Annotated in this window: 11 protein-coding genes; 5 read left to right on the forward strand and 6 right to left on the reverse strand. The window is 69.6% G+C overall.

The genetic code is table 11. From position 1 onward, the window contains the following. Positions 1-9: 9 nt before the first annotated feature. Entirely contained in the window at positions 10-1,629 is a 1,620-nt protein-coding gene (locus tag KHC27_RS18450) for an MFS transporter (RefSeq protein ID WP_213340929.1), read from the forward strand. A gap of 143 nt (positions 1,630-1,772) precedes the next feature. Here the strand turns inward: KHC27_RS18450 and KHC27_RS18455 are convergent, their stop codons facing one another. From KHC27_RS18455 to KHC27_RS18480, 6 genes are all read right to left on the reverse strand, one after another. Beyond that, on the reverse strand, positions 1,773-2,408 hold the full coding sequence (locus KHC27_RS18455; protein ID WP_213340931.1) for a dihydroxyacetone kinase family protein: 636 nt from the start codon (positions 2,406-2,408) through the stop codon (positions 1,773-1,775). Positions 2,409-2,422: 14 nt separating this feature from the next. Continuing rightward, on the reverse strand, positions 2,423-3,427 hold the full coding sequence (locus tag KHC27_RS18460; protein ID WP_213340933.1) for a dihydroxyacetone kinase subunit DhaK: 1,005 nt from the start codon (positions 3,425-3,427) through the stop codon (positions 2,423-2,425). 22 nt (positions 3,428-3,449) lie between these two features. Further along, positions 3,450-4,484, reverse strand: coding sequence for an ABC transporter permease (locus tag KHC27_RS18465; RefSeq protein WP_213340935.1), 1,035 nt, complete (start codon positions 4,482-4,484; stop codon positions 3,450-3,452). Continuing rightward, positions 4,481-6,052 (reverse strand): sugar ABC transporter ATP-binding protein, encoded by a 1,572-nt coding sequence (locus KHC27_RS18470; protein ID WP_343210941.1) that lies wholly within the window; start codon positions 6,050-6,052, stop codon positions 4,481-4,483. Before KHC27_RS18470 ends, KHC27_RS18465 begins: the two co-directional genes overlap by 4 nt. A 116-nt stretch (positions 6,053-6,168) precedes the next feature. Next, entirely contained in the window at positions 6,169-7,176 is a 1,008-nt protein-coding gene (locus KHC27_RS18475; protein WP_213340937.1) for a substrate-binding domain-containing protein, read from the reverse strand. A gap of 59 nt (positions 7,177-7,235) precedes the next feature. Continuing rightward, positions 7,236-8,231, reverse strand: coding sequence for an ABC transporter permease (locus KHC27_RS18480; RefSeq protein ID WP_213340939.1), 996 nt, complete (start codon positions 8,229-8,231; stop codon positions 7,236-7,238). Positions 8,232-8,685: 454 nt separating this feature from the next. Here KHC27_RS18480 and KHC27_RS18485 point away from each other — a divergent pair, with 454 nt between their 5' ends. The 4 genes from KHC27_RS18485 to KHC27_RS18500 all read left to right on the forward strand — a co-directional run bounded on the left by KHC27_RS18485 (position 8,686) and on the right by KHC27_RS18500 (position 12,112). Next, positions 8,686-9,792 carry a LacI family DNA-binding transcriptional regulator gene (locus KHC27_RS18485; protein WP_213340941.1) on the forward strand — a complete coding sequence of 369 codons (1,107 nt, stop codon included), beginning with the start codon at positions 8,686-8,688 and terminating at the stop codon, positions 9,790-9,792. A gap of 39 nt (positions 9,793-9,831) precedes the next feature. Continuing rightward, on the forward strand, positions 9,832-10,485 hold the full coding sequence (locus KHC27_RS18490) for an aspartate/glutamate racemase family protein (protein WP_213340943.1): 654 nt from the start codon (positions 9,832-9,834) through the stop codon (positions 10,483-10,485). Positions 10,486-10,531: 46 nt separating this feature from the next. After that, positions 10,532-11,593 (forward strand): aldo/keto reductase, encoded by a 1,062-nt coding sequence (locus KHC27_RS18495; RefSeq protein ID WP_213340946.1) that lies wholly within the window; start codon positions 10,532-10,534, stop codon positions 11,591-11,593. A gap of 297 nt (positions 11,594-11,890) precedes the next feature. Next, complete coding sequence (locus KHC27_RS18500) at positions 11,891-12,112, forward strand: hypothetical protein (RefSeq protein ID WP_213340948.1); 222 nt, start codon at positions 11,891-11,893, stop codon at positions 12,110-12,112. Positions 12,113-12,393: the final 281 nt, after the last annotated feature.

A 12,393-nucleotide genomic window follows, 5' to 3' on the forward strand; every position in this document is an offset into this window, starting at 1 on the left:
GAGAGCGCCATGACCGACACCGCCCGCACCACGCCGCCCTCCCCCGCTCCCGCCGCCGGCGGCAGCTTCGCCCCGCTGCGGCGCACAGTGTTCGCGGTGCTGTGGGGGGCGACCGTGCTGGGCAACACCGGCAGCTTCATGCGCGACGTGGCGAGCGCCTGGCTCGTCACCGATCTCTCCGCCTCGCCCGCCGCCGTCGCGCTGGTGCAGGCCGCCGGCATGCTGCCGATCTTCCTGCTGGCGATTCCCGCCGGCGTGCTGTCCGACATCCTCGACCGGCGGCGCTTCCTCATCGCCATCCAGCTCCTGCTCGGGGCGGTGAGCCTCGCGCTGATGGCGCTCTCGCTCACCGGCCTCATGAGCGTGTCCTCGCTGATCGCGCTCACCTTCGTCGGCGGCATCGGCGCGGCGCTGATGGGGCCGACCTGGCAGTCCATCGTGCCGGAGCTGGTGCCGCGCGCCGAGCTGAAGAGCGCGGTGGCGCTGAACTCGCTCGGCATCAACATCGCCCGCTCCATCGGGCCGGCGGCCGGCGGCCTGCTGCTGGCCGGCTTCGGCGCGGCGGTGACCTATGGCGCGGATGTCGCGAGCTACGTCATCGTCATCGCCGCCCTGCTGTGGTGGAAGCGCCCGGCCGACGCCGAGGACGCGCTGGGCGAGCGGTTCGGCGGGGCCTTCCGCGCCGGGCTGCGCTATGCCCGCTCGAGCCGGGAGCTGCACGTCGTGCTGCTGCGGGCGGCGGTGTTCTTCGCCTTCGCCAGCGCGGTGTGGGCGCTGCTGCCGCTGGTGGCGCGCCAGCTTCTGAAGGGCGACGCGGCGTTCTATGGCCTGCTGCTCGGCTCGGTCGGCATGGGGGCGATCGGCGGGGCGCTGCTGCTGCCGCGGCTGCGCGAGCGGCTGGGGCCGGACGGGCTGATGCTCGCCGCCGCGCTGTTCACCGCGCTGCCGGCCGCCATCCTCGCCCTTGCCCCGCCCAAGGCGGCGGCGGTGGCGCTGCTGTTCGTGATGGGCGCAGCCTGGATCATCGCGCTGACGACGCTGAACGCCACCGCGCAGGCGATCCTGCCGAACTGGGTGCGCGGGCGGGCGCTGGCGGTCTATCTCACCGTGTTCAACGGCGCGATGGCCGGCGGCAGCATCGGCTGGGGCTTCGTGGCGCAGGAGATCGGCCTTGCCGCGACGCTGCTGGCGGCGGCGGGTCTCGTCCTCACCGGCCTCGCGGTGCACCGGGTGGCGCTGCCCACGGGCGAGGCGGACCTCACCCCTTCCAAGCACTGGCCGGAGCCGATGCTCGCCGACCCGGTGGAGGGCGACCGCGGCCCGGTGCTGATCCTCATCGAATACCGCGTCAGCCGGGCCGACCGCGCCGCCTTCCTCGCCGTGCTGGAGCGGCTGTCGCAGTCGCGGCGGCGCGACGGCGCCTATGCCTGGGGCGTCGACGAGGACGCCGCCGAGCCCGAGATCATCGTCGAATGGTTCATGGTCGAGAGCTGGGCGGAGCATCTGCGCCAGCACCGCCGGGTCTCCCACGCCGATGCCGACGTGCAGCAGGCGGTGCGCCGCTTCCACCTGCTGGAGGAAGGCCCGAAGGTGCGCCATCTTCTCGCCATTCCGCCGGGATCGCGCTGAGCGCCGGGCTCCGCCGGGCGGGCAAAAAAATCCCCCGGTGCGGGCACCGGGGGAGGGAGTGAACCGAGAGGGGGGAAACCGCTCGGGAGGGAAGAGAGGGCGGCGACCGCCACACTGCGGCGGCCGCACTCATATGGCCGCGCTCAGGCGGCGGCGTCGCGCATGGTCTGCACCAGCATCACGCCGACCGTGGCGCCGGCGTCCTGCAGGCCGCGGGCCTTTTCCTGGAACGCGGCGGCCTTGCCGTGCTGGGCGACCATGGATTTGGTGGCCTCCAGCGCCTGCTCGGCGGCCCCGGCGGCCCGCGCCAGCGCCGGGCCGAGCGCCTGGCCTTCGGCGGAGGCGGCTTCCAGCGTGCGGGCGATGGGGTCCAGCACGTCGAGAATGGTCTTGTCGCCCAGCTTCGCCTTGCCGCGCTCGGCCACGCCGTCGGCGAAGGCCCGCCAGAAGGCGGCGGCCTGCGCCGTGCCGATGGCCTCGACCCCCTCCAGCGCCTTGCTGGCGCGCAGGAAGCCGGTGGCGGTCAGCGTGCCCATGGTGGAGGGCGCGGTCTTGGCCATGATGACGCCCGCGCTGCGCAGCAGCCTGGAAAGCGTCGCCTCCGGCGGCTCCGCCGCGACCGTCTCGGCGGCGGCGGCGAAGGACTTGCTCATGGTGATGCCGAGGTCGCTGTCGCCCACCTTGCCGTCCAGCGCGATGAGGAATTCGCGCTGCTCGGCGAACAGGGTGCGCCACGCCGCGAACAGCGCGACGAGATCGGCCGGCCGGAACTGCTCCATGCCCCGCCCTCCCCTCACAGCTTCACATGCGCCACGAAGGGCGTGTGCGCCGGGGCGTCGATCAGCCGCTCCAGTTCCTCGTCGAGCACCAGCAGCGAGATCGAGGCGCCGGCCATTTCCATCGCGGTGGCGTATTCGCCGATGAAGACATGGCGGGCGGTGGCGCCGCGCGCCTCCAGAAGCTGGGAGACCCGGCGGAACAGGATGTAGAGCTCTTCCTTCGGCGTGCCGCCGAGCCCGTTCACCAGCACCGCGACCTCGGCGCCGGCGCCGAGATCCTGCTCGGCGAACAGCCGCGCCATCATCTCGTCCACCACCGCGTCGGCGGGGGCAAGCTTCTTGCGGCTGATGCCCGGTTCGCCATGGATGCCCATGCCGATCTCCATCTCGTCCTCGCCGATGGAGAAGGTGGCGTGGCCGACCTCCGGCACCACGCAGCTCGACAGCGCGACGCCGATGGTGCGGGTGTTGAGCCGGGCCTTGTCGGCGATGCGGGTGACCTCGTCGAGGGAGAGCCCCTCGGCGGCGGCGGCGCCCGCGGCCTTGAACAGGAAGAAGATGCCGGCGACGCCGCGGCGCTTGTGCTCCTCGCCCACGATGGAGGAGGCGGCGTCGTCATTGCCGACGACCTGCTTCACCGCGATGCCGTCGAGGTCGGCGAGCTCCGCCGCCATGTCGAAATTGATGATGTCGCCGGTGTAGTTGCCATAGATGTAGAGAACGCCGGCGCCCTGGTCGATCGCCTTGGTCACCTCGTACATCTGCTCGGCGCTGGGCGACTGGAACACCCCGCCGACCGCCGCGCCGTCCAGCATGCCGTCGCCGACATAGCCGAGGAAGACCGGCAGGTGGCCCGAGCCGCCGCCGGTGGCGATGCCGACCTTGCCCGGCTTCGGGCGGGCGGTGACCATGCAGCGCAGGTCGTCCGCGACATAGGTGAGCTGCCTGGGATGGGCCCGGTAGATGCCCTCCAGCATCTCGTCGACGAAGCGCGCCGGATCGTTGAGAAACTTCTTCATGTCTTCCTCTCGAGACGAAGGTTCAGCTTTTCTTCTGGCACGTCACGAAGAAGGCGGCGGCGAGCAGGATGAAGCCGCCGACCACCACGCGCTGCCAGGTGCTGGGAATGCCGACCAGGACCAGGACGCTGTTGACCACCACCACCAGCAGCACGCCGAGCAGGGTGCCGAGCACGGTGCCGGTGCCCCCGGTGATGCGGGCGCCGCCGAGCACCACCGCGGCGATGACGTTGATCTCCGTGCCCACCAGATCGAACGGGTTCGACTGCCGGTTGGCGCAGGTGTGGATGATGCCGGCGAGGCCGGCGAGCGCGCCGGCATAGGCGAACATGAAGACGTGGACCGTGCGCAGGTTGTAGCCCAGCCGCGCCGCCACCCCGGCATTGCCGCCCACGGCGAAGATCGCCTTGCCCATCAGCGTGCGGTTGAGGATCCACCACGTCACCAGCGCCGCCGCCGGCAGGACGAGGAAATACATCGGCAGCGTGATCGTCGCCCCGGACGCCGCCTCGAACTGGAGCAGCGGCATCCGGCCGAACGCGCCCATCTGCGGGGGCAGCGACATGATCCACACCGTACCGATGAAGGACAGCAGGAAGCCGCGGAACAGATACTGCGTGCCGATGGTGACGATCAGCGAGGGCACCCGGAGATGGTGCACCAGCAGCCCGTTGACGGTGCCGAGCAGCGCGCCGCCGGCCATCGCCATCAGCACGATGACCGGCATCGGCAGGCCGGGCACGTGCTTCGACACCAGCACCGTGAGCGAATACATGGTGAAGGCGGCGATGGCGGTGAAGGACACGTCGATGCCGCCGGCGGCGAGGATGACGAACACGCCGAGCGCGAACAGCCCCATCACCACGCTGGCGCGGCCGATGTCGATCAGCGAGGAGGCCTGCAGGAAGGCCGGGTTGGCGACCGACACCGCGACGCAGATGGCCACCAGCAGCACGAAGGTGATCGCCTCCGGCCGCCGCGCCACGAGATCGCGCAGACGGGAGGCGCGGGCCGGCCGGGGCCCGGCGTCGACGAGGTCGAGCGGGGCCGGGTTCATTGCACAGTCTCCGTCTTTGAAGCGAGCATCGCCTGGTAGAGGCCGTCCTCGTCGGCCTGCCGCGCGTCGAATTCGGCGACGATCCGGCCGCCATTCATGACCAGGATGCTGTCGCAGTTCTGCAGCAGCTCCGGCAGGTCGTCGCTGACGACGACGAGGCCCATGCCGGCCTCGGCGAGCTGCTGGATCACCCGGTAGATGGTGTCCTTGGAGCCGACATCGACGCCGACGGTGGGCCCGTGCAGCACCAGCAGCTTCGGCAGGATGCTGAGCCAGCGCCCGATCAGCACGCGCTGCTGGTTGCCGCCGGAAAGCGCCCCGACCGGCAGGTCGAGATTGGTGGTGTTGAGCCGCATGTCCTGCGAGAGCTTCGCCGCCAGGGCGCGGCCCTTCGCCTGGTCGATCACCCCGAATCCGTTGGCGAGCTGGCGCACCACCAGCGCGATCTCGTTTTCGAGGATCGACTTGTCGAGGAACAGACCCTCGGCCAGCCGGTCCTCCGGCACATAGCCGATGCCGTGGGCGATGGCCTGCCGGGGATGGTTCACCCGGGTCTCCTGTCCGGCCACGAAGAGCCGGCCCTCGCTGGCCGGCACCACCCCGGCGATGGCGGTGGCAAGCTCGTTGCGCCCGGAATCGGCGAGACCGGTGATGCCGAGGATTTCGCCGCGGCGCACCGTGAACGACACCCGCTCGAAGGCGGGCGGGCGGCCGAAGCCTTCCAGCCGGAACAGCTCCTCGGCGCCGGGCCGGCCGGTGCGGTACCGCGCCGCCTCGATCTTGCGGCCGGTCATCAGCTCGGCGATGCGGGCCTTGCTGTAGCTCTCGATCGGCCCCTGCTCGACACACTGGCCGTCGCGGAAGATGATGGCATGGCCGCCGATGCGGTAGCACTCGTCCAGCTTGTGGGTGACGAACAGCACCGCCACCCCGTCGGCGCGCAGCCGCTCCACCACGCGGATGAGGTTGTCGACCTCGCGCCGGGTCAGCGAGGTGGTGGGCTCGTCCATGATCACCATCTTCGCCCGGGTGGCGACCGCGCGGGCGATGGCGACGAGCTGGCGCGCCGCGAGCGGCAGGTCGGCGACGACGGTGTTGAGGAAGGCGCGCACCGTCGGCAGGCCGACCATGGCGAGCGCGGTGGCCGCGGTCTCGCGCAGCCGCTTCGCGTCGAACAGCCGGGCAAGCCGGCCGCCGCCGCTGACGAGCTGCTCGTTCAGCGCGACATTCTCGGCGACGGTGAGGTTCGGGATCAGCGAGAGGTCCTGGTAGACCGTCTCGATGCCGGAGGCGAGCGACTGGATCGGCGTCAGCGCCCGGTGGGCGCGCCCTTCCAGCACGATCTCGCCCTCGTCGGGCACCAGCGCGCCCGACATGATCTTGATGATGGTGCTCTTGCCGCAGCCATTCTCGCCCAGCAGGTGGTAGGCCTCGCCCGGCACGATGGTGAAGCCGACGCCGCGCAGCGCGTGGACGCCGCCGAACCGCTTGTGGATGTTGCGCACTTCCAGGAAGGGACGCGTCCCCGCCGGGAGATGGGCGTTCTCGATAGGGGCGTTCTGGGACACGCGCGACCCCGTGCTCGAAGTTTCGGGCTTGCGAAGGCGAGGAAACCGTCGGCTGTCGTCACGATCCGCCGTATCGGGGGCTCGATGAACCCCCGATACGCACGGGACGACGTCGCTCAGAACAGGTATTCCTTGTAGTTCTTCTTGTCGGCCAGAACCATGCCGTTGCCGATGATCAGCACGCCTTCGCCGGCGCCCTTGGTCACCTTCACCTTTTCATAGCCGGGCACGCCGAGATCCATGCCGTTGGTCAGCGGCTTCTTGGCGAGCAGGGTCTTGGCGATGGAGTTCATCGCCATGCCGGCGTTCTTGGGGTCCCAGAAGCCGATCGCGGTGATGGCGCCGGATTCCAGCAGGTCGGCCGAGGGGTTGGGCAGGCCGGTGCCGACCAGGCACACCTTGCCGGAGAGGCCGGCCTCGTCGATGGCGCGGCCGACGCCGAGCACGTCGTTGCCGGCCGAGGTCTGGAAGCCCTTGATGTCCGGGTGCTTGCGCAGGATTTCCTTGGCCTTCTCATAGGTGCCGTTGGCGTCGTCGAACGACTCGTTGTTCGGGTCGACGAGCTGCATGTCGGGATACTGCTTGGCGTTCGCCTCGCCCGCCCCGACCCACTGCATGTGGGTGCGGCTGCCGAGCGAGCCGACGAAGGTGGTCCACTTGCCCTTCTTGCCCATGCACTCGGCGAGGCGCTGGTTCAGGGCCTTGCCGTAATCCGCGTTGTCGAAGGCCTCGACGTCGGCGTTGGTGTTCTTCTGGTTGTCGGCCTCATGGGTGACGACCACGATGCCGCGGTCCATGGCGCGCTTCAGCGTGCCTTCGAGCACCTGCGGGTCCATCGGCACCACGGCGAGCGCGTTCACGCCCTTGGCGACGAGGTCCTGCACGATCTGGAGCTGCTGGGCGGCGTCGGCGGTGGCGGGGCCGTACTGGGTGGCGACCACGTCGGGGTTGGCGGCCTGGAACGCCTTCACGCCGGTGTTCATGCGGTCGAACCACGGAATGCCGCTGATCTTCACCACGGTGGCGATCACCGGCTTCTCCTGCGCGACCAGCGCGCCGCCGGAAATCGCCAGGGCAGCGGCCACCAGCGAGGCGCCGAGCAGGGTCTTCGAGTGCTTCTTCATCGTTTCCTCCATGATCTTTGCCCTCGGTCGGGTGGATTCGATGCGCGAGGGTTTGCGCATCACACGGGCTTCTTGCGCGTGCCCGGGGTCAGGAAGCCGACCAGGTCGTAGCGACCCACGGCCAGGAAGGTCAGCAGCAGCGCGCCCCAGGCGAAGTCGCGCACGAAATTGGAGAGGCCGCCGAAATTCAGCATGCTCGACAGCAATTGCAGCGCGATCGCCGCCATCACCACGCAGATCACCCGGCCATAGCCGCCTTCCGGCCGGACCCCGGCCATGACCGCGATGAGGATGGCGATGAGCAGGTAGGACGTGCCGTAGTCCCACTTCACGTTGACGTTGCGGGCGGCGATGATGACGCCGGCGAGGCCGGAGAGGGTGCCGCTCATGGCGTAGGTCGCCACCAGCACCCGCGCCTTGGGAAAGCCGGCATAGGTGGCGGCGCGCGGATTGGTGCCCATCAGCATCAGCCACAGCCCGTAGGGCGTGAACTTGAGCAGCGCCGCGATCAGCCCGGCCGCCGCCATGAACACCAGGAAGCCGATCGGCACCTGCAGGAAGGTGGCGTTGCCGATGCTGGAAAGCGGCTCCGGGCTGCCCACGGTGACGGCGCGGCCGTTCGAGGCCACCACCGCGATGCCGGTGAAGGCCATCTGGGTGCCGAGCGTGCACAGGATCGGGGTGATGTTCATGCGGGCGATGAGCAGCCCGTTCAGCGTGCCGCCGACCGCCCCCACCAGCACCGCGACCGCGATGAAGGCCAGCGAGAACGCCGCCTCCTGGTCGGCGCTCGACAGGAACATCCCGACGAGCACCGCCGAGAGCACGCCGGAGAGATTGGCGAGCGCGATGCCGGAGAGGTCGATGCCGCCATTACCGGCGCACATCGCCAGCATCACGCCGATGGCCAGCAGGCCGATCTCGGGAAGCTGGCTGGCCATGGACTGGAGATTGAACAGCGACAGGAACGACCCGCCGGAAATGGCGGCGCCGATGGCGAGCAGCAGAACGTTGATGGCGATGAGCATGACGAGCTGCCCGCCGGTCGTCCGCATGGTCTCCTCCCGATTTTTTTACTAAATTCGGACCAGCTTCACTAAATTTCCTAGCAAGGAGTCCGGCCCCGCGCAAGCCGGATACGGCAGGGATCGACATCGGCCGAACGTAGGCGACGGGCCCGGGCGGGCGATGCGTAACGTCGCAGCCGGCGCGGGAAGGCGCCCATCCGTACGCTTGCCGCGGGAAAGATCATGAGCCGTCAAATGGGGCAGTTCTTCTGACTTATCATTATGTTGCGCCGCACAACCACCCCAGCCGACCCCCGCCGTCCGGCGCAGCCGCCGGCCGCGCCCTCGCGCCGTCACCCCGCAACCAGCTAGCGCGCAGGTTGCCGCTGGCAAGGCAGTTGCAAGGTGTTTTCTTTTGGCTTAACCGTCATACAGGGCCATAAATGTTTACTAAACAAACCGGCGACCTGCCGCCCCTTTCCTCGGAACTGTGCCGCGCGCGATGAAGCTGAAGAAGACCCTCACCATGCGCGACATCGCGGATCTCGCCGGCGTGTCGCCGGCCACGGTCTCGCTGGTGCTGAACGGCAAGGGCGAGATTTCCGGTCTCACCCGCGCCCGCGTGCTGGAGGCCGCCGCCCGGCTGAAATATGTCCCGCGCACCGGCAAGCTCCGCCCCGGCGCCAGCGAGACCATCCGCTTCCTCAAGATCGCCAAGCACGGCCACACCGTGAACCGCGACCACAGCGTGTTCATCTCCGACTACATCGACGGCATGTCGATCGAGGCGAGCCGGCGCGGCTACACGCTGGAGATCGTGAGCCACGAGGGCCAGCCGGCCAGCTCGATCGCGGAATCGCTGGCCGCCGCGCCGGTGAGCGGGGTCATCGCGCTCGGCACCGAGCTGTCGGAAACCGACATCCGGGTCATTCGCGGGGTGGGGCTGCCGGTGGTGTTCATCGACACCTTCCACGACGTGGTCGACGCCAATTTCGTCAACATGAACAACGAGGACGCCGTCCACAAGGTGCTGCTCCGGCTGAAGGACCAGGGCTTCCGGCGGATGGGCTTCGTGGCGAGCCATGTCGACACCACCAATTTCCGGCTGCGGCAGGAGGCGTTCTTCCGCAACATGGCGCGGCTCGGCCTCACCGCGAACCCGACCGACATCATCTCGGTGGAATCCACCCATGAGGGCGCCTATGCCGACATGGCCCGCCACCTCGGCGAAGGCATCGATCTGGCCGAGTGCTATTTCTGCACCAACGACGTGATCGCCTACGGCGTCATCAAGGCGCTGCGGGAATGCGACATCCGCATTCCCGAGGACGTCGCCATCGTCGGCTTCGACAACCTGCCGCTCTCCTCCACCATGGAGCCGGCGCTCACCACCATCGAGGTCTCCAAGCGCAAGATCGGCACCCTCGCCGTCACCGTGCTGGACGACCTCATCCACGCGCCCGAGGCGCAGCCGCCGGTGAAAATCCTGGTCGGCGCCGAACTCGTCACCCGCGCCAGCGATGTGCGGGTCAAGCCGGTCGGCATCGAGGACGTGCCGGCCCGGCCGCCGCGCCGCACCCGCGCGCCACGGCAGCCGCACTCCGCCTGAGCGGCGGCGGCGGCGCAACAAGAACACCGGGAGGATTCCGTGCCGCGCCTCGCCCTCGTCCACACCGTGCCCGCGCTCATCGCCCGCTTCGCCCCGCTTGTGGAGGCGGCGCTGCCCGGCTGGACCCGCTACAACATCGCCGACGAAAGCCTGCTGCAGGACACCATCCGCGACGGCGCGGTGTCGGACATCACCCGCCGCCGGCTCGCCGCCTATGTCGGCGGCGCGGTGGAAGCCGGGGCGGATGCGGTGATCGTCACCTGCTCCTCGCTCGGCGAGGCGGTCGACGCGCTGCGCCCGCAGGTCGCCGCCCCGCTGTTCCGCATCGACCGCGGCATGGCGGAGGCGGCGGTGGCGCGGGGCCGCCGCATCGGCGTGCTCGCCACGCTGGCGACCACGCTGGAGCCGACCTCCCGGCTGATCGAGGACACCGCCCGCGCCGCCGGCCGGCCCTGCACGCTGCTGCCGCGGCTGTGCGACGGCGCGTTCCAGCGGCTGATGGACGGCGATCGCGAGGGCCATGACGCCGCCATCCGCGCCGCCTTCGCCACGCTGGCCGGCACCGCCGAGGTGGTGGTCCTCGCGCAGGCCTCGATGGCGCAGGCGCTGGCCGGGGTCGCGACCCCGGTGCCGGTGCTCACCAGCCCCGAACTCGGCATCGACCACATCGCCGCGCAGCTCGCCGCCCGCTGAGGCCGGCCGCCGGCCGCACCCTTCCCCGCCCCCTGGGAGACCCGACATGAAATACCGCACCCTCGGCCGTTCCGGCCTCAAGGTTTCCGCCCTCGCGATGGGCACCTTCTCGTTCGGCGGCGTCGGCGACTTCGCCAAGGTCGCCCGCCACGGCGTGGCCGAGGCCCGCCGGCTGGTGGATGTCTGCCTCGACGGCGGCATCAACGTGTTCGACACCGCCAACATGTATTCGCTCGGCCGGTCCGAGGAGATCCTCGGCGAGGTGCTGGAGGGCCGGCGCGACCGAGTGCTGCTCACCTCCAAGGCGCGGATGCGGATCGGCGACGGGCCGAACGACGAGGGCGTCTCGCGCTTCCACCTGATCCGCGAATGCGAGCGCAGCCTGAAGCGGCTGCGCACCGACCATATCGACATCTACTTCATGCACGAATGGGACGGCCTCACCCCGGTGGAGGAGATGCTCTCCGCGCTCGACATGCTGATGCGGCAGGGCAAGGTGCGCTACATCGGCTGCTCGAATTATTCCGGCTGGCACATCATGAAGGCGCTCGGCGTCGCCGAGGCGAAGAACCTGCCGCGCTTCGTCACCCAGCAGATCCACTACACGCTGGAGGCCCGCGAGGCGGAATACGAGCTGCTGCCGATCGCGGTGGACCAGGGCGTCGGGGTGATGGTGTGGAGCCCGCTGGCCGCCGGCCTGCTCTCCGGCGCCTTCGGCCGCGACCGCGCGCCGGCCGATTCGCGCCAGGCCGCCGGCTGGACCGAACCGCCGATCCGCGACAGCGAACGGCTCTGGCGCATCGTCGATGTGCTCACCGACATCGCCGGTGCCCGCGGCGCCACCCCGGCGCAGATCGCGCTGGCCTGGACCCTCACCCGCCCCGGCGTCGCCTCGCTGGTGGTGGGGGGCACCGAGGAACGGCACTTCCGCGACAACATCGCCGCGGTGGAGCTGGAGCTGACCGGCGAGGAGCTGGACCGGCTGAACGCCGTCAGCCGCCCGCCCTACCTCTATCCCTACTGGCACCAGCACAATTTCGCCCGCGAGCGCTTCAGCGCCGGCGACTGGGCGCTGCATGAGAGCTTCGAGGATCTCGGCCGGGTCTGACCGCGCCGCGGCAGCGTTGCCGATAGGTGTCACACAAGAGGTGGCGACGGGTTCCCCGCCGGGGGCCGATCACGAAGTGCTGATCGGGTCTTGGAACCTACCGGCGGGTACACACGTTAAGACCACGGAAACGACGATGGTGAAAATTCAATGAACGACTGCGTTCGGCGACATTCATCGGTATGAACCGGCAGCAACGCCGGGTTCAGACCCGGTTCCATCCGAGAGTTGAGAGTGAAGGCATGACGGACTGAGATCCGGCGGGTTCCCGCCGGGCAACCGGCAAGGGGACTTGGCATGATCAAGACCGTTTTTATCAGCACCCTGGCTTCGCTGGCCTGCGCGACCGCGCTGTTCGCCGGCGCCGCGTCGGCCACCGGCTTTCTCAAGCGTGCCCCCGAGGTCGTCGACGTTGCGGCGCCGATCTCGCAGGAGGTTGCGGGCGATTGCGTGGTGCAGGCGCGCTGGGTGAGCAGCGGCGGCCGCATGATCCAGGTCGAGCGCCCCGTCTGCTACTGACGCACAGGATTTGACCCTCTTCAGAGACAGGCTCGCGGCATCCCCACTCCCCCAAGCCCCACGCGAGCCTTATCGGCCCCGGCTTCCTCCCCCCAGGAAGCCGGGGTTTTTCTTTGTGCTGACCCGTTCCGCCAAAGCCGGCATAACGCGGCGGGGCGGCGTCGGCCTCGATGAACGCGGGACAACGGCTCGTTCAGCCACGGTTTGGCGCCGCGATGCGACAAACGCGCATCGCCGCACCGGTTTGCCGACCCCCGGGGTGGCGCTGGCTCCGGCCCGGC

The sequence above is a fragment of the Ancylobacter lacus genome, from assembly GCF_018390635.1.
Classification (GTDB): Bacteria; Pseudomonadota; Alphaproteobacteria; order Rhizobiales; family Xanthobacteraceae; genus Ancylobacter; species Ancylobacter lacus.